Source organism: Pseudomonas sp. FP1742, from assembly GCF_030687145.1.
Taxonomy (GTDB): domain Bacteria; phylum Pseudomonadota; class Gammaproteobacteria; order Pseudomonadales; family Pseudomonadaceae; genus Aquipseudomonas; species Aquipseudomonas frederiksbergensis_D.
Genome location: NZ_CP117460.1, coordinates 1,341,166 through 1,360,607, shown reverse-complemented (window position 1 = coordinate 1,360,607; position 19,442 = coordinate 1,341,166). Strand labels below are relative to the sequence as shown.

Below are 19,442 nucleotides of genomic sequence, written 5' to 3'. Positions count from 1 at the left end.
TCAGACCTAGGCTGAACCGCAAGGGAAACCCTCGATAGCTGGTGATGCGCCATCGCCGATACCCGGTGAGACGCGTTAATATTTGTGATTATTTTTTTCTACAGGGATTGGTAACTTGGCTGGATACCCCCATCCTGTCGCGCACAATCCAAGAGGTGATTGATGCGCGCCAACTCGTCTGATCCACAAGACACCGTCACAGCGACACAACCGATCAAAGCCGAGCGCTTGCGCTTGCTGGATCGAATCAGCAAATACCGTCAACCCATCGGTCTGGCGGTCACGTTGCTGTTGTTCGCCATCGCGCTGATTGCCTGTCGTCACTTGCTGAGCGAACTCGATCTGTATGCGCTGCATGACTCGATCCTGGATGTGCCGAGACCGGCCTTGCTGGGTGCGTTAGGCGCGACCGTCGTCGGCTTCATCATTCTGCTGGGTTACGAATGGTCGGCCAGCCGTTATGCCGGCGTGGCGCTGGCGCCACGAGTCGTGGCACTGGGCGGCTTCACCGCCTTCGCCATCGGCAATGCCATCGGCCTGTCGCTCTTGTCGGGGGGCTCGGTTCGCTACCGTTTATATGCACGTCATGGTGTGGGGGCTTCCGAAGTCGCACACATGACGCTGTTTGCCAGCCTTTCGCTCGGTTGTGCCCTGCCCCCCCTGGCCGCCCTCGCTACCCTCAGCAACCTGCCAGCCGCCTCGCTGGCCCTGGGGTTCTCCCAGACGTTGCTGGGTGCTATTGCAGTGGCTGTGCTGCTGCTCACCTCGGTACTGGCCATCGGTATCTACCGCCGTCGCTTGCCGGAACAGCCTTACCCGGACAACCTGCTGGTCAAGGTCGGCCGTCGCACCTTGCGCCTGCCGGGCCGCCGCCTGACGTTCCTGCAACTGGTCATCACCGCGCTGGACGTGGCTGCCGCCGCGACGGTGCTCTATCTGTTGCTGCCGGAAGCGCCGCCCTTCGGGGCATTCCTGCTGGTCTATCTCCTGGCCCTGGCTGCCGGCGTGCTCAGCCACGTACCCGGCGGCGTCGGGGTGTTCGAAGCGATTTTGCTGGCGGCCTTCGCCGATAAGCTCGGTGCCGCGCCACTGGCTGCTGCCCTGCTGCTCTACCGCCTGATCTACGTGATCTTGCCGCTGCTGGTGGCTTGCATACTGCTGCTGATCAACGAAGGCCAGCGCCTGTTTCAAACCCGCCAGTCGCTACGTGCCGCATCAGGCCTGGCCGCACCGATTCTGGCGGTGCTGGTGTTCCTGTCCGGCGTGGTACTGCTGTTCTCCGGCGTGACACCGGAGATCGATACCCGTCTTGAACACATCGGTTTTCTGATCCCCCATCGACTGGTCGACGCCTCACACTTCGGCGCCAGCCTGGTGGGCGTGCTCTGCCTGCTGCTGGCTCAGGGCTTGCGTCGCCGCCTGTCGGCCGCGTGGATGCTGACCACCATTCTGTTGTTGGTCGGCGCCGTGCTCTCTCTGCTCAAAGGCTTCGACTGGGAAGAAGCCAGCCTGATGACCCTGACGGCAAGTTTGCTGGGGGTTTTCCGGCGTTCGTTCTACCGTCCCAGCCGCCTGACCGAGCTGCCGTTTTCGCCGCTGTATCTGGTGTCGAGCCTTTGCGTACTCGGCGCATCGATCTGGTTGCTGCTGTTTGCCTATCAGGACGTTCCGTACAGCCATCAACTCTGGTGGCAGTTCACCCTCGACGCCGACGCCCCACGAGGCTTGCGCTCATTGCTAGGTGCCGCGGTCCTGCTTGTAGTGGTATCGCTGACGTGGCTGCTGCGCACCGCGCGTCCGATAATCCACCTGCCAACCTCCGATGAACTGGAGCGCGCGGCAAAGATCCTCATGGCTTCAAACCAACCGGATGGCGGCCTGGCCCTGACCGGTGACAAGGCGCTGCTGTTTCACCCCAACGACGAGGCGTTCCTGATGTACGCCCGCCGTGGCCGCAGCCTGGTAGCCTTGTATGACCCGATTGGCCCGACCCAGCAGCGGGCGGAGATGATCTGGCAGTTCCGTGACCTGTGCGATATCCATCACGCTCGCCCTGTGTTTTATCAAGTGCGTGCCGAGAACCTGCCGTACTACATGGACATCGGCCTGACCGCGATCAAGCTCGGCGAAGAAGCCCGGGTCGATCTCAAGCGTTTCGATCTCGAGGCCAAAGGCAAAGAGATGAAGGACCTGCGCTACACCTGGAACCGTGGCACCCGTGACGGGCTGTCGCTGGAGATCCATGAGCCAGGGCAAGCGCCGATGGACGAGCTCAAGGTGATTTCCGATGCCTGGCTGACCGGCAAGAATGTGCGCGAGAAAGGCTTCTCGCTCGGGCGTTTCAGTGATGACTACCTCAAGCACTTCCGCGTTGCGGTGATTCGTTTCGAAGGGCGCCCGGTGGCGTTCGCCAACCTGCTCGAGACCTACGGCCATGAACTGGCCAGCCTCGACCTGATGCGCGCGCACCCGGACGCCCCGAAGCTGACCATGGAGTTCATGATGGTCGGCCTGATTCAACATTATAAAAATCATGGATACGCGCGTTTCAGCCTGGGCATGGTGCCATTGTCGGGGTTGCAACCCCGGCGTGGCGCACCACTGACCCAGCGCCTGGGCTCGATGGTGTTCCGCCGTGGTGAGCAGCTGTACAACTTCCAAGGTTTGCGCCGCTTCAAAGACAAGTTCCAGCCTGACTGGGAACCCCGTTATATGGCCGTGCCCGCCGGACTCGATCCGCTGGTGGCCCTGGCCGACACTGCCGCCCTGATTGCGGGCGGCTTGACTGGATTGGTGAAACGCTGATGATTCAACGCTCCCTGCGGTACGTACTGGCCACACTGGTAGTGCTGGCCCTGATTGTCGGTGGCGGTTACTGGTACCTCAAACGTCCGGCCCCCGAACCGACCCTCGAACTGCTGACGCCGGCCGATGGCGCCGCGATGACCCGCGTCATCCCCGGCACCACGCCGCGCGCGCAGGTGCTGGTGGCGGTCAATGAAGAACAGAAACTCAGCGACAAACAATTGATGACCCTGAGCCGCAGCGGCTCGGCGCAGATCGTCCAGGTGATCCTGCCCAAGGACTGCATCCTGCAAAGTCGCGCCCTGCAAGCAGGTCTCAGAGAACTCAAAGGCCCGGCAACCCTGGTCAGCGGCATCGGCCCTGGCGCCGTGCTGGCGTGGCGCTGGCTGGCCGAGCAGAAGAACGACAAGGCCCAGGCCATTTCGGTTGACCTGGCCCTGGAAAAACCCGGTTGCACGCACCTGCTGCCAAAAAGCGCCGCCCACGGTCACTGGCTGGTGGCCTGGAACGACAACCCGGACGACACCAGCGCCGGCTTCGTGCGTGACCAGCCCAACGCCGAAACCAGCATCAGCGACTACGACATCAACCTGCCGCAAGTGCTGAACAACGAACTGCGTAAAACCCTCGTCGGTGGCGATAAAGCCGCCGGCGGCCTGCAGATCCCGGTGGTCGAAGTGCCGGCCGGCCAGGCCAAGGACACCGTCACCCTGTTCCTCTCCGGCGACGGCGGCTGGCGCGACCTGGACCGCGACGTGGCCGGCGAGATGGCCAAGATCGGCTATCCGGTGGTCGGCATCGACACCCTGCGCTACTACTGGCAGCACAAGAGCCCGGAGCAAAGCGCCCTGGACCTGACCGAACTGATGCAGCACTACCGCCAGAAATGGGGCACCAAGCGCTTCATCCTGACCGGCTACTCATTCGGCGCCGACGTCCTGCCAGCCATCTACAACCGCCTGCCGGAATCAGAACAGCAGCGCATCGACGCAATCATCCTGCTGGCCTTCGCCCGCACCGGCAGCTTCGAGATCGAAGTCGAAGGCTGGCTCGGCAACGCCGGCAAAGAAGCCGCCACCGGCCCGGAAATGGCCAAGCTGCCGCCGGCGAAAGTGGTGTGCATCTACGGTGAGGAAGAAGTCGACGAGAGCGGCTGCACCGACAAGACCGCCGTGGGCGAAGCGATGAAACTGCCTGGCGGCCATCACTTCGACGAGAACTACCCGGCGTTGGCGCAGCGGTTGGTGGATGCCATCGTGAAGCGTCAAGCGAAGGAGACGGCGGCTCAGGAGTGATCTGAGTCCCCGGACACAAAAAAGCCCCCGACACCTTATGGTTGCGGGGGCTTTTTTACATGTACAAACATGAAGCGCCAACAGCTAGCCGGTATGTCGATGCACTGTGCATTCCAAGGCTAAAGCTGAACATCTATCCACGTTACGTCATCTTCAACAGCAATAAAGTCGCTATCCGGTGCTGCCAGCAAGCTTCTCTGCTGAGATTCCGTTAACTCCGCCCAGAAACCATCGGTTACGAACACCAGTCGCTCACCGACGACCAACTCATGAAAAACAAAGTCCGGGTCCGGGACACGATTCACCTTCAGGCATCGGGTCACCCAGTTTCGAGCCGGATCTTGCGCCAGCTCACGGTGCGAACGGTCGCGCCTCCAATTGGCCATGCAGTGAGGAGGTGTAATCCACTCGATCCTGCCTGCCGGTGTCACTACACCGCACGAACAGTCACCCTCATACGCAAGCGTGAGTTTCCCATGAGCAGCGAAACCGATCAGGTAACACGTGGTCCCTGTCTGGTCCGCGAACAAAGTGGGGTGAAGCTCGGCCAGCACTGAACGAAGTACCTGCTCAACTGCTCCATGTTCAGTGAGATCGCCCCCCTGATCTATATGTTTCGGGCAGGCAGCTAAAACACCTCTTACGAAGCATTCAGCCAGTTGGCCACTGCCGGGACTCGACGTACCGTCCGTGATGACGAACAGCCCTCTGTCGCCGTCGCAAAGAACTCCAGCACAGTCATGATTGGCTTTCCTGGTCCGTCCAATTACTGATCTGGTGTCGTATCTCATGCGTTGCCCAGGTCCTTCATGCGCATGTGTATGATTCGCCCTCTACCCGGATTAGCCTGGACCGAGCCCGAGCTTTCAATCACGTAGTCGATACCACTGAGCATTGTGAGTTCTCGAATTCCAGTCGTGATGTATTCCTTGAGTTCAGACTCGGCTTGGCGAACCTCCTCCAAAAGCTCTGGACGACCATCAATCAAGATGATGATGTCTTCAACGTCTTTGTGGTAAGGGTCGCCCTCACCGCGACCGCTAAAGGCCTCTAGTTTCGTAGCAAGAAAGTAAGTCGGTTTAAATATCTGGATTACGGTGCCGCTGGGCAACGTAAATTTATCAGCCCTCGCCAGCCCCTCCACGAACCAACGGTTGGCATATCCGAGAACAGCGGGGTCAGAAGGCATCACGTCAACGACGACGTCGTTGAAGCGGAAACGACAGTTGACTTCATCCTCACCGGTGATCTTGAAGTTCTTGGCCGCCAGCCGTTCCGTGAGGTGTTGCCAGGCGCTAATGCCTGCCAGCTCGATCACCAAGTCGACATCATCGGTGAAACGAATGTCGTCCAGCACAGCAGCATCAGTGACCAGCATGGCTGTGGTGCAACCGCCGACAAAGGCAACCTCGGCGAGAAACGCCTCCCCCAAGCCGTCTGCAACAAATTCTATGAGCTCGTAATTGTGATCAGCATTTGATGACATGTTATTTCAGCCCCATCCCTGCTTTTAGAATGCTAACCGCCACACCACACTCTCGTGGGCCACCAAGACGGATCGCATCAGCAAGCGCAAGATAGTGATAAAGGATTCTGTCCCTCTTCACCGCTTCCGGCACCGTCTTGTAGAGCGGCTCTATCGCCTGACCACGCTCAGTTCCGAGTGCATCAGGCCAAACCGGAATCAACCCGCCAGCGCTCTTGATGCTTTTGGACAGCGCCGGCGCTGCGAAGCCTGTTGGAATACCGCGAACCATCGCGCCCGGCTTCACGGGGAAAAAGTATTTCAATGCATGCTCGGTGATTTTCAGCAGCTCTCGCCGATTAACTTTCGGCAGCCCGGTGTCGTAGTCATTGGTGAGCAATCCAGACTCACGACACCTGGCTATAGAGTTTGATACCTCGCTTTTGCTTAGCCCAAGGGACGCAGACAACGCACGCAACGAGTAACCTTCACTCCAACTCGCCAGCGGCGGAGTAGACACAGGCTCCGACCACCCTTCCCACCCATCCTCGTCACCCAAGGGTGAATCGAACTCCTGGCGGTGGAATACAGTTTCCTCATCATCAGCGGGGTGGGTGACTAGCGGCTGCTGGGACTTCAACAACTCCTCAACCATGTTCGAATTCGACTCAGATTCCATCTTCCCAAAAAGATTTTCTTCCTGGGCGTGCAGGCTGGCCATCTTGAACAGAAGCAAAATGTCTTGACTCTTCATGAAGCTAGAAACTCCAAGTGTCCACATTCCATAAAACGTGGACACTTGTCTCATTGGAAATATCGAGTAGTCAAGTTCTTTCGGACTTCACTGGGAAACCCTGCAAAAAATCCAGCGACTTGTATAATCGCCGCCGCGTTTAGTTTCGTTTATTACAAGGTGTCGCAATATCGGATGACGCCCGCAGACCTTGTAGGCAAACTCCGAAACTCGCTTTTTGGGCACTTTGCCGCCTTGTTGCGTTTTTCTTCGAAGGGATACTCTCCGGACGTCGCTGACCATTCAGCGATCGGGCTTGGAAACCCGTCGAGCGAATAGCAACAACGTGCCCAACATGACCGCAGACCCTTACGGCTGCAATCTTGCGTCATGGCGGTTGTGCGCGGGACGTCTTCGGACGTGCCGGTTTCCTAGGCTCCCGGTTTTCCAACCTGCGCACAGCTGCCACCCATTCGCTTGGAAACGAACGTGGCAGCTCCTCAAGCTTAGGAAAGAGACATGACTAAAACAGATTCAAGCGCGATTTCAGAACTAAAAACCCTCGGCTTCACCCCGCTCATCTACTGCTCGGATCAGGCGCTATTCAACGTCCGCGCCGGCGTCCCCATCGTTGATGCATTGTCACAAGCCTCCGATCTGCTGTTCCTCGCCAAATCATTTACCGAGGACGCCGCCTACGTAAAAGACACCGACCGCCACGCCTGGGCCGCGCATTATTTGACGGCGATGAGTAAGGCGGTGATTGATGATGTGGTGAAGGTGCTGACACCGCGACCCGCCCGAACAAAGACCGAATCTGAAGAAGAATTGCCTGAAAGCAAGTAAAGGCACAGACACAAAAAAGCCCCCGCTACCTTCATGGCAACGGGGGCTTTTTCATGGGGGCTTACATCTCGACCTGGGTACCTAGTTCAATCACCCGGTTCAGCGGCAGATTGAAGAAGCGCAGGTTGCCATTGGCGTTCTTCAGCATGAAGGCGAACAACGCCTCGCGCCAGCGGGCCATGCCTTCGAGCTTGGAGGCGATGACCGTCTCGCGGCTGAGGAAGTACGTGGTGCGCATCGGGCTGAAGTCCAGGTCATCGAGATGACACAGCTTCAGCGCTTGCGGCACGTCCGGCTCGTCGGTGAAACCGAAGTGCAGGATGACCCGGAAGAAGCCTTCGCCATAGGAATCAACCTCGAAACGTCGTTGCGGCGGGACGCGCGGGATGTCTTCGTACACCACTGTCAGCAACACCACTTGCTCGTGCAGCACCTGGTTATGCAGCAGGTTGTGCAACAGCGCGTGGGGCACGGCATCCGGGCGAGCGGTAAGGAACACAGCGGTGCCCTGGACCCGATGTGGCGGCTGCACGCGGATACTGCTGATGAAGATCGGCAGCGGCAACCCGCCTTCGTCCAGGCGATCGACCAGCAGTTGCTTGCCGCGTTTCCAGGTGGTCATCAGGACGAACAGCGCGATACCGGCGATCACCGGGAACGCACCGCCCTGGACGATTTTCGGCACGTTGGCGGCGAAGTACAAACCGTCTACCAACAGGAAGCCGAGCAACACCGGGACCGCAAGAACCGGAGGCCATTTCCATAGCAGCAACATCACCGCCGACACCAGAATCGTGGTCATCAGCATGGTCCCGGTCACCGCCACGCCGTAGGCCGAGGCCAACGCGCCGGAGGACTCGAAGCCCAGTACCAGCAGGATTACGCCGACCATCAGCGCCCAGTTCACCGCGCCGATATAGATCTGCCCTTGCTCGGCACTGGAGGTGTGCCGAATACGCATGCGGGGAATGTAGCCGAGCTGGATCGCCTGACGGGTCAGGGAGAACGCACCGGAGATGACCGCTTGCGAGGCAATCACCGTGGCCATGGTCGACAACGCTACCAACGGGATCAGCGCCCAGTTTGGCGCCAACAGATAGAACGGGTTGCGGGCGGCTTCCGGATCACCGAGCAGCAAGGCGCCCTGACCGAAGTAGTTCAGTACCAGTGCGGGCAGCACCAGGATAAACCAGGCCCGAGCGATCGGCTTGCGACCGAAGTGGCCCATGTCGGCGTACAGCGCCTCGGCACCGGTCAACGCCAGCACCACGGCGCCAAGAATCGTGATCCCCATGCCTGGGTGGTCCAAGAAGAAGCGTACGCCCCATACCGGGTTTATCGCTTGCAACACTTCCGGGTGCTGGCTGATGCCATACACGCCCAACGCGCCGAGCACCAGAAACCAGGTGACCATGATCGGCCCGAACAGAATGCCGATCCGCGCCGTGCCGTGACGTTGAATCAGAAACAGCGCCACCAGCACCACCAGCGACAATGGCACCACCCAATGGTCGATGCCTTCGAACGCCAGCTCCAGCCCTTCAATCGCCGACAGTACGGAAATCGCCGGAGTGATCATGCTGTCGCCGTAGAACAGCGCCGCGCCGATCAGCCCGCAAACCACCAGCAGCGTGCGTAATTTTGCATGCCCCCCCGCCGCCCGTCGTGCCAGCGCGGTCAAGGCCATGATTCCGCCTTCGCCCTGGTTGTCGGCGCGCAGTACGAACAGCATGTATTTGATCGACACGACCCAGATCAGCGACCAGAAGATCAGCGCCAGAATGCCCAGCACGCCGTCATGGTTGACGGGCACGCCATAGCCACCGGAAAAAACTTCTTTGAGGGTGTACAACGGGCTCGTGCCGATGTCGCCATAAACCACTCCGACCGCCGCAACCAGCATGCTGATCGGCTTCGCCGCCGAATGTCCGCCGGCTATCGCCTGACTACTTGCCTGCCCCATCCATCACTCCTACTACTCAGATCCGGGCTTCTTCGAAGAAGCACTATGATTTGTGGTGCAGCATGCACTGTTTTACTTGTTGTTACAGACGATTTATTGACTGTAAAAAATCGGTAAAGCGTAACGGCGCGAAGCATAACGCAGCACTCGTCGTATTTCCCTGCATAAAGCTGGTCAAGTGCGCCGCCCATCGTTAGAATTGCGCACTTTTTGACCAGAGGGTGCAACATAGCGCCCGTCTGTCGCCTTGCCGTCTTCGGCTGGAGGCGTCACAAACACCGAGGTTAGACATGTCCACCACTCCTGCGCCGGCCAATCCAAAGGTTGGCTTCGTATCCCTGGGTTGCCCGAAAGCACTGGTCGACTCCGAGCGCATCCTTACCCAGCTGCGCATGGAAGGCTATGACGTTGTGTCCACTTATCAGGACGCCGACGTCGTGGTGGTCAATACCTGCGGCTTTATCGACTCGGCCAAGGCTGAGTCCCTGGAAGTGATCGGCGAAGCCATCAAGGAAAACGGCAAGGTCATCGTGACCGGCTGCATGGGCGTGGAAGAAGGCAATATCCGCAACGTGCACCCGAGTGTGCTGGCCGTGACCGGTCCGCAGCAGTACGAGCAAGTGGTCAACGCCGTGCACGACGTCGTGCCGCCGCGTCAGGATCACAACCCGCTGATCGACCTGGTGCCGCCGCAAGGGATCAAACTGACCCCGCGCCACTACGCCTACCTGAAGATTTCCGAAGGCTGCAACCACAGCTGCAGCTTCTGCATCATCCCGTCGATGCGCGGCAAACTGGTCAGCCGCCCGGTCGGTGACGTGCTCGACGAGGCCCAGCGCCTGGTCAAGTCCGGTGTCAAAGAGCTGTTGGTGATTTCCCAGGACACCAGCGCCTACGGCGTCGACGTGAAATACCGCACCGGTTTCTGGAACGGCGCGCCGGTGAAAACCCGCATGACCGAACTCTGCGAAGCCCTGAGCACCCTCGGTGTCTGGGTGCGTCTGCACTATGTTTACCCGTACCCGCACGTCGACGAACTGATCCCGCTGATGGCCGCCGGCAAGATCCTGCCGTACCTGGACATCCCGTTCCAGCACGCCAGCCCGAAAGTCCTTAAAGCGATGAAACGCCCGGCCTTCGAAGACAAGACCCTGGCCCGGATCAAGAACTGGCGCGAAATCTGCCCGGACCTGATCATCCGTTCGACCTTCATCGTCGGCTTCCCCGGCGAAACCGAAGAAGACTTCCAGTACCTGCTGAACTGGCTGACCGAAGCCCAACTGGACCGCGTCGGCTGCTTCCAGTACTCGCCGGTCGAAGGCGCACCGGCCAACGATCTGGACCTGGAGATCGTTCCGGACGACGTCAAGCAAGACCGCTGGGATCGCTTCATGGCGCACCAGCAGGCCATCAGCTCGGCACGCCTGCAAATGCGCATTGGCCGTGAGATCGAAGTGCTGGTGGACGAAGTCGACGAGCAAGGCGCGGTCGGCCGCTGCTTCTTCGATGCCCCGGAAATCGACGGCAACGTGTTCATCGACAACGGCAGCAACCTGAAGCCGGGCGACAAGGTCTGGTGCAAAGTGACTGACGCCGACGAATACGATCTGTGGGCTGAACAGATCTAAATGCAAAAAATACGAAAAGCCCTGCTCTCTTGACGAGATGCGGGGCTTTTTTACGTCTATCGTTTTGTGGGAGAAAGAACTCGCGTCATCCATGGAAGAGAGGCCAGCGGGCATGCGCCAACACTCGGTCATTCATACGCCGAAACAGAGCGACTACGAAGAACTCACCCAAGTGTGGGAGGCCTCGGTGCGCGCCACCCATGACTTTTTGCCCGACAGCTATATCGAACTGCTGAAGAATCTGGTGCTGACCCGCTACCTCGACGCCGTCATGCTGATCTGCACCAAAGACTCGCGCCAGCGCATCACCGGGTTCGCTGGTGTCGCGGCGGGCAAGATCGAAATGCTGTTCATCGACCCGGATCACCGTGGCCAGGGACTGGGCAAGCAATTGTTGCGCTACGCCCTGGAGCACCTGAACGCCGATGAGCTGGACGTCAACGAGCAGAACCCGCAGGCCCTGGGGTTTTACTTCAAGCAGGGCTTCGAGGTGATCGGTCGTTCGGAGCATGACGGCATGGGGCAGCCTTATCCGTTGCTGCATATGCGTTTGCGCCAAGGCCAGCAACGTTCACAGCATGGCTGACACAACGCGGGACAAATGTGGGAGCGGGCTTGCTCGCGAATGCGGTGTGTCATTCAACAGATAAATTGACTGATCTACTGCCTTCGCGAGCAAGCCCGCTCCCACATAAAAACACCTGAGGCAAATGGACTCGCGATTAACCCGCGCCCAGCAGGTACAATGCCCACCCCTTTTTTGTTACGGCCCTGTCATGACTGACCCGATTCGTCTCTCCAAACGCCTCATCGAACTCGTCGGCTGCTCCCGTCGGGAGGCTGAGCTGTTCATCGAGGGCGGCTGGGTCACCGTGGACGGTGAAGTCATCGACGAGCCGCAGTTCAAGGTCGACACCCAGAAAGTCGAGCTCGATCCAGAGGCCAAGGCCACCGCGCCGGAGCCGGTGACCATCCTGATGAACGTTCCGGCGGGCATGGACGCGGACACCGCCATGGCGACCCTCAGCGCCGCGACCCTGAGCGAAGAACACCGCTACGGCAAACGTCCGCTCAAGGGCCACTTCCTGCGCCTGACCGCCAGCGCCGACCTGCAGGCCAACGCCAGCGGTCTGCTGGTGTTCACCCAGGACTGGAAGATTTTGCGCAAGCTCACCGCCGATGCCAGCAAGATCGAGCAGGAATATGTGGTCGAGGTCGAAGGCGACATGGTGGCTCACGGCCTCAACCGCCTGAACCACGGCCTGACGTACAAGGGCAAGGAACTGCCGCCGGTCAAGGCCAGCTGGCAGAACGAAAACCGTCTGCGCTTTGCCATGAAGAACCCGCAACCGGGTGTGATTGCCCTGTTCTGCCAGGCCGTAGGCCTGAAGGTCGTCGCCATCCGCCGCATCCGCATCGGCGGTGTGTCCATCGGCAAAGTGCCGCTGGGGCAATGGCGCTACCTGTCCGGCAAAGAGAAGTTCTAAGGCTTTTCCCGCCGCCATACATTTCGGCGCCGCAGCTTCATGCGGAGCCCACAGCGAAATATCAGGACTGCACACATGATTCATAACGACGTACTGCGCAGCGTGCGCTACATGCTCGACATCAGCGACAAGAAAGTCATCGAGATCATCAAGCTCGGCGGCATGGACGTCACGCTGGAAGACCTGGTGACGTACCTCGACAAGAAAGAAGAAGACGAGGAAGGTTTCGTACGTTGCCCGGACGAAGTCATGGCGCATTTCCTCGACGGCCTAGTGATCTTCAAGCGTGGCAAGGACGAAAGCCGTCCACCGCAGCCGATCGAAGTGCCGGTCACCAACAACATCATCCTGAAGAAATTGCGCGTCGCCTTCGAACTGAAGGAAGACGACATGCACGCCATCCTCAAGGCCGCCGAGTTCCCGGTGTCCAAACCTGAGCTGAGCGCGCTGTTCCGCAAATTCGGCCACACCAACTACCGCCCGTGCGGCGACCAGTTGCTGCGCAACTTCCTCAAGGGCCTGACCCTGCGCGTGCGTCCGCAGTAAATCGCGCCGCGCGCCCTGTAGGAGCCGGCTTGCTGGCGATGGCGATCTTGAGAACGCCATCGCCAGCAAGCCGGCTCCTGCAAGAGCGGTCGCAGCCCAATCTGTATAGATGTTCATTCCGCGCAAAAATAGTGGCTCCGCTTCCGGCGGCTGAAGACTAGGGTGTATTGACCCTCAGCTCTCAGGACTCGCCATGCATCCCTACTTCTCCCTGCAAGGCCGCACCGCTCTGGTGACCGGCGGCACCCGCGGTATCGGCAAAATGATCGCCAAGGCCTACGTGGAGGCCGGCGCCACCGTGTACGTATGCGCCCGGGACGCCGAAGCCTGCCAGCAAACAGCCGATGAACTGAGTGCTTTCGGGGTTTGCCATGCCGTGGCCGCCAACCTGGCGCATGAAGAAGGCGTTCAGCAGCTGGCTGCGCACTTGAGCGAACAGATCGACCAGCTGGATATTCTGGTAAACAACGCCGGCACCACCTGGGGTGCGCCGCTGGAGAGTTACCCGGTCAAGGGCTGGGAAAAAGTCATGCAACTCAACGTGACCTCGGTGTTCAACTGCATCCAGCAATGTCTGCCGCTGCTGCGCAAGGCCGGTTCGCCGGCGAATCCGGCACGGATCATCAACATCGGTTCGGTGGCCGGGATTTCGTCCTTCGGCGAACAGGCGTATGCCTATGGCCCGAGCAAAGCCGCCCTGCACCAACTGTCGCGGATTCTGGCGCGGGAACTGGTGAGCCAGCACATCAACGTCAACGTGATTGCCCCGGGGCGCTTCCCGAGCAAGATGACTCAGCACATTGGCAACGATGAACAGGCGCTGGCCGAAGACACGGCGTTGATTCCGATGAAGCGCTGGGGCCGGGAGGAAGAAATGGCGGCGCTGGCGATCAGCCTGGCGAGTACGGCCGGGGCGTATATGACCGGGAATGTCATTCCTTTGGATGGTGGGTTCAGCCTCTGATCCGCGGTGCGGCCTTCGCGAGCAAGCCCGCTCCCACAGGTTTTATGCCATCCACAACATTTGTGTTCACTCGAGAACCCTGTGGGAGCGGGCTTGCTCGCGAAGGCGATCTGTCAGTCACCACCGACCCAAGGGCCGATCGGGTTATCATGCCCGCCCACATCCCCGCCTCGACCCAGACCATGACCTACAGCGTTTCCCCCATCGGCTTCGTGCGCTCCTGCTTCAAGGAGAAGTTCGCCATCCCGCGCCAGCCACAACTGGCCCCGGCCGCTCGGGGCGTGCTGGAACTGGTGGCGCCGTTCGATCAGGGTGATGCGGTGCAAGGGCTGGAGCAGGTCAGCCATGTGTGGCTGCTATTCCTGTTCCACCAGGCCCTTGAAGAAAAGCCACGCCTCAAAGTCCGCCCGCCGCGCCTGGGCGGCAACAAATCCATGGGCGTGTTCGCCACCCGCGCGACACATCGTCCCAATGGCATCGGTCAATCAGTGGTCAAGCTGGACAAGGTCGAAGCCAATCGGCTGTGGATTTCCGGTATCGACCTGCTGGACGGCACCCCGGTTCTCGACATCAAACCCTACGTACCCTACGCCGACATCATCGACACGGCGTCCAACAGCATCGCCAGCGCCCCGCCGCTGCTGATTCCCGTGCAGTGGATGGACTCAGCCCTGCAACAGGCCCATGGCCACGCTCAGCGGCTTGGCGAGCCCCTGGTCGAGTTGATCGAGCAATGCCTGGCACAAGACCCACGCCCGGCGTACCAGATTCCTACGCCTGAGCGCGAATACGGCGCGCAGTTCTGGGATCTGGATGTGCGCTGGCATTACCCGGAAGCCGGGCTTATCCGCGTTCTCGAAGTCATCCCCGTGTCCAACGCGTAGGCGATTGCGTCGGGCATAAAAAAGCCCCCATTGCCTGCACAGGCAATGGGGGCTTTTCAGTGATGCGGTGTGCTTACTTCTCGACGAACGCCCGCTCGATCAGGTAATCACCCGGCTCGCGCATCCGCGGCGAAACGGTCAGGCCGAAGCTGTTCAACACTTCGCTGGTCTCGTCGAGCATGCTCGGGCTGCCGCACAACATGGCGCGGTCGTCCTGCGGGTTGATCGGCGGCAGGCCGATATCGCTGAACAGCTTGCCACTGCGCATCAGGTCGGTCAGGCGGCCTTCGTTCTCGAACGGCTCGCGGGTCACGGTCGGGTAGTAGATCAACTTGTCACGCAGGGCCTCACCGAAGAACTCGTTCTGCGGCAGGTGCTCGGTGATGAATTCGCGGTAAGCGACTTCGTTGACGTAACGCACGCCGTGGCACAGGATCACCTTTTCGAAACGCTCGTAGGTTTCCGGGTCCTGGATGACGCTCATGAACGGCGCCAGACCGGTGCCGGTGCTGAGCAGGTACAAATGCTTGCCAGGCTTCAAGTCATCCAGCACCAGGGTGCCGGTAGGCTTCTTGCTGATGATGATCTCGTCGCCTTCCTTCAGATGCTGCAACTGGGAAGTCAGCGGGCCATCAGGCACTTTGATGCTGAAAAACTCGAGATGCTCTTCCCAGTTCGGGCTGGCAATCGAGTAAGCGCGCATGAGCGGCCGGCCGTTGGGCTGTTGCAGGCCGATCATCACGAACTGACCGTTCTCGAAGCGCAGGCCCGGATCGCGGGTGCACTTGAAGCTGAACAGAGTGTCGTTCCAGTGATGAACACTGAGGACACGCTCGTGGTTCATGTTGCTCATGTACGTGGGACTCCTGGAGATTTTGCCTGCGCCAATGATATGCACAATTGCATCGCATTCTAATGGCAGCGACAATATCTGTTAAATGGATTATTAAGATAAGGGTTATCGGTTATATCGATATGCGATTTACTCTCCGTCAACTTCAAGTATTCGTCGCCGTCGCCCAGCAGGAAAGCGTATCCCGTGCTGCATTGACGCTCAACCTCTCACAATCGGCGGCGAGCACCTCGATCACCGAGCTGGAGCGTCAGTGCAGCTGTCAACTGTTCGATCGCGCCGGCAAACGGCTGAGCCTCAACGCCCTCGGCAAACAGCTGTTGCCGCAAGCGGTGGCCCTGCTCGATCAGGCCAAGGAAATCGAAGACTTGCTCAATGGCAAATCCGGTTTCGGCTCCCTGGCGGTCGGCGCGACCCTGACCATCGGCAATTACCTGGCAACGCTGCTGATCGGCAGCTTCATGCAGCGCCATCCGGAAAGCCAGGTGAAGCTGCACGTCCAGAACACCGCCAACATCGTGCAACAAGTGGCTCACTATGAAATTGATCTGGGTCTAATCGAAGGCGACTGCAGCCATCCGGACATCGAAGTGCAGAGTTGGGTCGAAGATGAACTGGTGGTGTTCTGCGCGCCCCAGCATCCGCTGGCTCAACGCGGTATTGCCACCATGGAGGAGCTGAGTCATGAGGCGTGGATTCTCCGAGAACAAGGCTCGGGCACGCGGCTGACCTTTGACCAGGCCATGCGTCACCACCGCTGCGCGCTGAACATTCGCCTGGAACTGGAACACACCGAAGCGATCAAGCGCGCGGTGGAATCAGGTTTGGGGATTGGCTGCATTTCGCGCCTGGCGCTGCGCGATGCGTTCCGCCGCGGCAGCCTGGTGCCGGTGGAAACACCGGACCTGGATCTGGCGCGGCAGTTCTATTTCATCTGGCACAAACAGAAATATCAGACCTCGGCGATGCGCGAGTTCCTCGAACTGTGCCGCGCCTTCACCGCCGGGGTTCAGCGCAGCGACGAGATCGTTCTGCCCAACATCGCTTAAAGCAGGATCACCGCCCACACCAGTGCGATCATGCTCAACGCTACGAGTTGAGCGGCGCTGCCCATGTCCTTGGCGTTCTTGGACAGTGGGTGCAATTCCAGGGAAATGCGGTCGATGGCCGCTTCCACCGCCGAGTTGAGCAATTCGACGATCAGCGCCAACAGGCAGACTGCAATCAACAGCGCCTGCTCGACACGACTGACGTTCAGGAAGAACGACAGCGGAATCAGGACGGCATTGAGCAACACCAGTTGCCGAAAGGCCGCCTCACCGGTGAAGGCCGCGCGCAGACCGTCCAGGGAGTAGCCGGAGGCGTTGAGGATGCGTTTTAGGCCGGTCTGGCCTTTGAAAGGTGACATAGAGTAAGCAACTGACCAAAAAGGAGTGGGAAAGCTAGATCAAGCAAGGTCAAAAAAGCGTGAACATGTAACGCCTTAGTGGCTCGAAATTGACTCAAGTTGTTGCAAGAGCAGCGCCGCCTGAGTGCGGGTGCGTACATTCAGCTTACGGAAAATCGCCGTGACGTGGGCCTTGATCGTCGCTTCGGAAACGCTCAATTCATAAGCGATCTGCTTGTTCAGCAAACCTTCACAGACCATGGTCAACACCCGGAACTGCTGGGGCGTCAGGCTGGCCAGGCCTTCGCTGGCCGCCTTGGCTTCGTCGGAAACGCTGACGGCTTCGAAGGCCTGGGGCGGCCAGAAGACATCACCATCGAGCACTGCGCGCACGGCTTTCTGAATAACGCTCAAGTCACTGGACTTGGGAATGAAACCGCTGGCGCCGAACTCACGGGACTTCACCATGATCGACGCTTCTTCCTGCGCCGACACCATCACCACTGGAATCTGCGGGTACTGACCGCGCAACAGCACCAGCCCGGAAAAACCGTAAGCCCCCGGCATGTTCAGGTCCAGCAACACCAGGTCCCAATCGGCCTTTTCGGTCAGACGGCTTTCCAGCTCGGCAATGCTCGCCACTTCCACCAGACGGACATCCGGGCCCAGGCCCAGGGTCAACGCTTGATGCAGGGCACTACGAAAAAGAGGGTGGTCATCGGCAATCAGGATTTCGTATGTGGCCATTTTTCAAATGATCCTGTTTTTTGTGGGATGCCCGATGCATTCAGGCCTCGCCAAAACAACTCGAGGTGCAGCCACGCAGCAGCACCAACAGGGCACGTTCAACGCCAATCACGTGGCTTTCACGTAAGAAATACGGCGTATCAAACCTTGGCCGCGCCCTAATCGGCGCCAAGCATGCCCAGCGAAGCCGGGGTGGTCAAGCTGCCAGCACCTCTCCTCCCTTGCAGTATGGGCGACGTTCAGCAGATGGCGGGCACCGCGTGCTGTACAAAGGGCATCAGCTCGGCGTGGGCCGGTGTCTCGACATTCATATCCAGCTGATGTTTAGCATCCAGGTAATGCTGGCTGAACACATCGAAATAAGCGTCCAGGGCCGAGGCGGCGTCTGTATCACCGGCAAGATCGAGGCACAGCGCCGCCACTTCGGCCGTGCACAAGTGCTCGCTACGGGTGGATCTGCGCAATCGGTACCGCGAAAGCTTCTCGGGGAGCAGGCTCAGAATCGGTAATGCATCAAAATATGGGCTCTTACGGAAAATCTTCCGGGCTTCGGTCCAGGTGGCGTCCAGCAGAATGAACAGCGGGCGCTTGGTGCTATCGACCTCGACGCTGTGGGTAACTCGCTCGGGTTCGACATATTCGCCCGGAAACACCAGGTACGGTTGCCATTGCGGGTCGGCCAACAGCGCCAGCAGTTGTTCATCGACCTCAGTGCGCGACCAGATGAACGCATGGTTGTCGCGCACCACATCGGCAATCAGCCAACCGGTGTTGCTTGGTTTGAACACTTCTTTGTTGGTCATGATCAGGCACACGCCGCTGCGGGTTTCGACCTGCGGGCGCCAGGCGCACAGACAGTGGCTCTCGATCACGCGACAGGCCCGACAACGCGGCGCACGCCAGCCACGGGCCTGAATAGGCTTGATGCCCGCCTCTTCGCGCTCATCGCGCAAACGGGCTACGGCATTCTTCGCAAAGTGTGCGGGGGTTTGACTCATCGCAGGCAACGCCGACGGCTAAGGAAAATCGACACAAAAAACACTCGGCAAGGCAAAAAGTGCCGGCAGTTTACCAGAGCGGTCGGCGCAAGCCTGTACCGTCCAGGCCACTGCCCTTATAATTCGCCGCCACTGAACGCACCGTCACGTGGTTGGTCGAACCACCAGTCACTGAACCAGGAGAGTTTCATGCTGCGCCTTATCGTTCCCACCGCTGCCGTTTTGCTGGCGTCGTCCTTCAGTGCTCAGGCTGCGTCCTTGAGTGAGCAGAATCTGAACAGAGAGCTGCGAAACGTCGCCGTGCAAAGCAGCGTTGGCACTCCACGAGCGATCAACGAAGACATTCTCGATCAGGGTTATACGGTCGAAGGCAAAGAGCTGATCAACCATCTGAGCGTTCAAAGCAGCCATGCCCAACAGATGCGCGCCGATCCGAAAGCCGTGTACTTCCAGCTTGGCGCCTCCGTATGCAGAAACCCAGGGTTCCGCAAGCTGATGGCCAAGGGCGCGATCATGCGTTATGACTTCACCGAAGTGAAAACCAACCGCCCGATCGGCTCCGCAAGCTTCCAGGAATCGGACTGCCCGAAAGAGACCCCAGCGAAGAAGAAGTAATTATCGGGAAGTAGCGCGCCGCTGTTCATCCTCGGCGCGCAGCTCCGCCAGCAGCGCCTGCAAGTAGCGCGAACGCCGCTCCCCGCCCTCCAGGCGTCGGCAGCACTCCTCTTCGAGACTCAAATGATGGGTCTCGGCCGAAGCTTTCAACAATCGATACAGTTGCGCATCGATTTCCAGAGTGACTCTGGGCATGCTTTCCCGCCTCCCTGCACGGCATTGATCG

Annotated in this window: 20 protein-coding genes; 11 read left to right on the top strand and 9 right to left on the bottom strand. The window is 59.5% G+C overall.

The window, feature by feature from the left end; translation table 11 throughout:
- Positions 1-162: 162 nt before the first annotated feature.
- Positions 163-2,805: a bifunctional lysylphosphatidylglycerol flippase/synthetase MprF gene (mprF, locus tag PSH64_RS06015; protein WP_105340340.1), complete on the top strand. Its 2,643-nt coding sequence runs from the start codon at positions 163-165 to the stop codon at positions 2,803-2,805.
- Entirely contained in the window at positions 2,805-4,100 is a 1,296-nt protein-coding gene (locus PSH64_RS06010) for a virulence factor family protein (RefSeq protein WP_105340339.1), read from the top strand. The genes mprF and PSH64_RS06010 overlap by 1 nt, the downstream gene beginning before the upstream one ends.
- A 119-nt stretch (positions 4,101-4,219) precedes the next feature.
- Here the strand turns inward: PSH64_RS06010 and PSH64_RS06005 are convergent, their stop codons facing one another.
- Genes PSH64_RS06005 through PSH64_RS05995 form a run of 3 tightly spaced genes read right to left on the bottom strand, consistent with a single transcriptional unit; the run spans position 4,220 to position 6,319 of the window.
- Positions 4,220-4,891: a PP2C family serine/threonine-protein phosphatase gene (locus tag PSH64_RS06005; RefSeq protein WP_105340338.1), complete on the bottom strand. Its 672-nt coding sequence runs from the start codon at positions 4,889-4,891 to the stop codon at positions 4,220-4,222.
- Positions 4,888-5,586 (bottom strand): hypothetical protein, encoded by a 699-nt coding sequence (locus PSH64_RS06000; RefSeq protein ID WP_105340337.1) that lies wholly within the window; start codon positions 5,584-5,586, stop codon positions 4,888-4,890. Before PSH64_RS06000 ends, PSH64_RS06005 begins: the two co-directional genes overlap by 4 nt.
- A gap of 1 nt (position 5,587) precedes the next feature.
- The gene (locus PSH64_RS05995; protein WP_105340351.1) at positions 5,588-6,319 is read right to left on the bottom strand and encodes a MarR family transcriptional regulator; all 732 of its coding nucleotides are present in this window, start codon (positions 6,317-6,319) and stop codon (positions 5,588-5,590) included.
- A gap of 498 nt (positions 6,320-6,817) precedes the next feature.
- Here PSH64_RS05995 and PSH64_RS05990 point away from each other — a divergent pair, with 498 nt between their 5' ends.
- A complete protein-coding gene (locus tag PSH64_RS05990) occupies positions 6,818-7,144 on the top strand; it encodes a DUF3077 domain-containing protein (protein WP_105340336.1) in 327 nt (108 codons plus the stop codon).
- 61 nt (positions 7,145-7,205) lie between these two features.
- Here PSH64_RS05990 and PSH64_RS05985 read toward each other — a convergent pair whose 3' ends face one another.
- The gene (locus PSH64_RS05985; RefSeq protein WP_305480236.1) at positions 7,206-9,107 is read right to left on the bottom strand and encodes a potassium transporter Kup; all 1,902 of its coding nucleotides are present in this window, start codon (positions 9,105-9,107) and stop codon (positions 7,206-7,208) included.
- A 290-nt stretch (positions 9,108-9,397) separates the two neighbouring features.
- Between PSH64_RS05985 and rimO the strand changes: the two genes are divergently transcribed.
- The 6 genes from rimO to tsaA all read left to right on the top strand — a co-directional run bounded on the left by rimO (position 9,398) and on the right by tsaA (position 14,616).
- Positions 9,398-10,735 carry a 30S ribosomal protein S12 methylthiotransferase RimO gene (gene rimO, locus PSH64_RS05980; protein WP_018926946.1) on the top strand — a complete coding sequence of 446 codons (1,338 nt, stop codon included), beginning with the start codon at positions 9,398-9,400 and terminating at the stop codon, positions 10,733-10,735.
- A 112-nt stretch (positions 10,736-10,847) separates the two neighbouring features.
- The gene (locus PSH64_RS05975; RefSeq protein WP_105340333.1) at positions 10,848-11,321 is read left to right on the top strand and encodes an acetyltransferase; all 474 of its coding nucleotides are present in this window, start codon (positions 10,848-10,850) and stop codon (positions 11,319-11,321) included.
- A gap of 190 nt (positions 11,322-11,511) precedes the next feature.
- On the top strand, positions 11,512-12,222 hold the full coding sequence (locus PSH64_RS05970; RefSeq protein WP_105340332.1) for an rRNA pseudouridine synthase: 711 nt from the start codon (positions 11,512-11,514) through the stop codon (positions 12,220-12,222).
- A gap of 75 nt (positions 12,223-12,297) precedes the next feature.
- Complete coding sequence (locus PSH64_RS05965; RefSeq protein ID WP_018926949.1) at positions 12,298-12,768, top strand: DUF1456 family protein; 471 nt, start codon at positions 12,298-12,300, stop codon at positions 12,766-12,768.
- A 193-nt stretch (positions 12,769-12,961) separates the two neighbouring features.
- Positions 12,962-13,732: an SDR family oxidoreductase gene (locus PSH64_RS05960; RefSeq protein ID WP_305410010.1), complete on the top strand. Its 771-nt coding sequence runs from the start codon at positions 12,962-12,964 to the stop codon at positions 13,730-13,732.
- A gap of 182 nt (positions 13,733-13,914) precedes the next feature.
- Positions 13,915-14,616: a tRNA (N6-threonylcarbamoyladenosine(37)-N6)-methyltransferase TrmO gene (gene tsaA / locus PSH64_RS05955; RefSeq protein WP_105340330.1), complete on the top strand. Its 702-nt coding sequence runs from the start codon at positions 13,915-13,917 to the stop codon at positions 14,614-14,616.
- A 73-nt stretch (positions 14,617-14,689) separates the two neighbouring features.
- Here tsaA and fpr read toward each other — a convergent pair whose 3' ends face one another.
- On the bottom strand, positions 14,690-15,469 hold the full coding sequence (gene fpr / locus PSH64_RS05950) for a ferredoxin-NADP reductase (RefSeq protein ID WP_002554680.1): 780 nt from the start codon (positions 15,467-15,469) through the stop codon (positions 14,690-14,692).
- A gap of 122 nt (positions 15,470-15,591) precedes the next feature.
- Between fpr and PSH64_RS05945 the strand changes: the two genes are divergently transcribed.
- On the top strand, positions 15,592-16,518 hold the full coding sequence (locus PSH64_RS05945; protein ID WP_305480233.1) for a LysR family transcriptional regulator: 927 nt from the start codon (positions 15,592-15,594) through the stop codon (positions 16,516-16,518).
- On the opposite strand, the gene PSH64_RS05940 is transcribed toward PSH64_RS05945, so the two are convergent.
- The 3 genes from PSH64_RS05940 to PSH64_RS05930 all read right to left on the bottom strand — a co-directional run bounded on the left by PSH64_RS05940 (position 16,515) and on the right by PSH64_RS05930 (position 18,601).
- Positions 16,515-16,877, bottom strand: coding sequence for a diacylglycerol kinase (locus tag PSH64_RS05940; protein ID WP_105340328.1), 363 nt, complete (start codon positions 16,875-16,877; stop codon positions 16,515-16,517). The genes PSH64_RS05945 and PSH64_RS05940 overlap by 4 nt on opposite strands.
- Before the next feature lie 75 nt (positions 16,878-16,952).
- On the bottom strand, positions 16,953-17,603 hold the full coding sequence (erdR, locus tag PSH64_RS05935) for a response regulator transcription factor ErdR (RefSeq protein WP_018926954.1): 651 nt from the start codon (positions 17,601-17,603) through the stop codon (positions 16,953-16,955).
- A 239-nt stretch (positions 17,604-17,842) separates the two neighbouring features.
- Positions 17,843-18,601: a tRNA-uridine aminocarboxypropyltransferase gene (locus PSH64_RS05930; protein WP_305480230.1), complete on the bottom strand. Its 759-nt coding sequence runs from the start codon at positions 18,599-18,601 to the stop codon at positions 17,843-17,845.
- A gap of 189 nt (positions 18,602-18,790) precedes the next feature.
- On the opposite strand from PSH64_RS05930, the gene PSH64_RS05925 reads away from it, so the two are divergent.
- Complete coding sequence (locus PSH64_RS05925; protein ID WP_105340325.1) at positions 18,791-19,216, top strand: PA3611 family quorum-sensing-regulated virulence factor; 426 nt, start codon at positions 18,791-18,793, stop codon at positions 19,214-19,216.
- On the opposite strand, the gene PSH64_RS05920 is transcribed toward PSH64_RS05925, so the two are convergent.
- Entirely contained in the window at positions 19,217-19,411 is a 195-nt protein-coding gene (locus tag PSH64_RS05920) for a hypothetical protein (protein WP_105340324.1), read from the bottom strand.
- Positions 19,412-19,442 lie beyond the last annotated feature (31 nt).

Excerpts from the sequence above, each read along its gene's own strand:
- PSH64_RS05920 (WP_105340324.1), bottom strand. The coding sequence starts at position 19,411 with ATGCCCAGAGTCACTCTGGAAATCGATGCGCAACTGTATCGATTGTTG.
- rimO (WP_018926946.1), top strand. The coding sequence starts at position 9,398 with ATGTCCACCACTCCTGCGCCGGCCAATCCAAAGGTTGGCTTCGTATCC.
- PSH64_RS05985 (WP_305480236.1), bottom strand. The coding sequence starts at position 9,107 with ATGGGGCAGGCAAGTAGTCAGGCGATAGCCGGCGGACATTCGGCGGCG.
- PSH64_RS06010 (WP_105340339.1), top strand. The coding sequence starts at position 2,805 with ATGATTCAACGCTCCCTGCGGTACGTACTGGCCACACTGGTAGTGCTG.
- PSH64_RS05960 (WP_305410010.1), top strand. The coding sequence starts at position 12,962 with ATGCATCCCTACTTCTCCCTGCAAGGCCGCACCGCTCTGGTGACCGGC.
- fpr (WP_002554680.1), bottom strand. The coding sequence starts at position 15,469 with ATGAGCAACATGAACCACGAGCGTGTCCTCAGTGTTCATCACTGGAAC.
- PSH64_RS05995 (WP_105340351.1), bottom strand. The coding sequence starts at position 6,319 with ATGAAGAGTCAAGACATTTTGCTTCTGTTCAAGATGGCCAGCCTGCAC.
- PSH64_RS05945 (WP_305480233.1), top strand. The coding sequence starts at position 15,592 with ATGCGATTTACTCTCCGTCAACTTCAAGTATTCGTCGCCGTCGCCCAG.
- PSH64_RS05990 (WP_105340336.1), top strand. The coding sequence starts at position 6,818 with ATGACTAAAACAGATTCAAGCGCGATTTCAGAACTAAAAACCCTCGGC.
- PSH64_RS05970 (WP_105340332.1), top strand. The coding sequence starts at position 11,512 with ATGACTGACCCGATTCGTCTCTCCAAACGCCTCATCGAACTCGTCGGC.
- PSH64_RS05925 (WP_105340325.1), top strand. The coding sequence starts at position 18,791 with ATGCTGCGCCTTATCGTTCCCACCGCTGCCGTTTTGCTGGCGTCGTCC.
- PSH64_RS05975 (WP_105340333.1), top strand. The coding sequence starts at position 10,848 with ATGCGCCAACACTCGGTCATTCATACGCCGAAACAGAGCGACTACGAA.
- PSH64_RS06005 (WP_105340338.1), bottom strand. The coding sequence starts at position 4,891 with ATGAGATACGACACCAGATCAGTAATTGGACGGACCAGGAAAGCCAAT.
- erdR (WP_018926954.1), bottom strand. The coding sequence starts at position 17,603 with ATGGCCACATACGAAATCCTGATTGCCGATGACCACCCTCTTTTTCGT.
- PSH64_RS06000 (WP_105340337.1), bottom strand. The coding sequence starts at position 5,586 with ATGTCATCAAATGCTGATCACAATTACGAGCTCATAGAATTTGTTGCA.
- tsaA (WP_105340330.1), top strand. The coding sequence starts at position 13,915 with ATGACCTACAGCGTTTCCCCCATCGGCTTCGTGCGCTCCTGCTTCAAG.
- PSH64_RS05965 (WP_018926949.1), top strand. The coding sequence starts at position 12,298 with ATGATTCATAACGACGTACTGCGCAGCGTGCGCTACATGCTCGACATC.
- PSH64_RS05930 (WP_305480230.1), bottom strand. The coding sequence starts at position 18,601 with ATGAGTCAAACCCCCGCACACTTTGCGAAGAATGCCGTAGCCCGTTTG.
- mprF (WP_105340340.1), top strand. The coding sequence starts at position 163 with ATGCGCGCCAACTCGTCTGATCCACAAGACACCGTCACAGCGACACAA.
- PSH64_RS05940 (WP_105340328.1), bottom strand. The coding sequence starts at position 16,877 with ATGTCACCTTTCAAAGGCCAGACCGGCCTAAAACGCATCCTCAACGCC.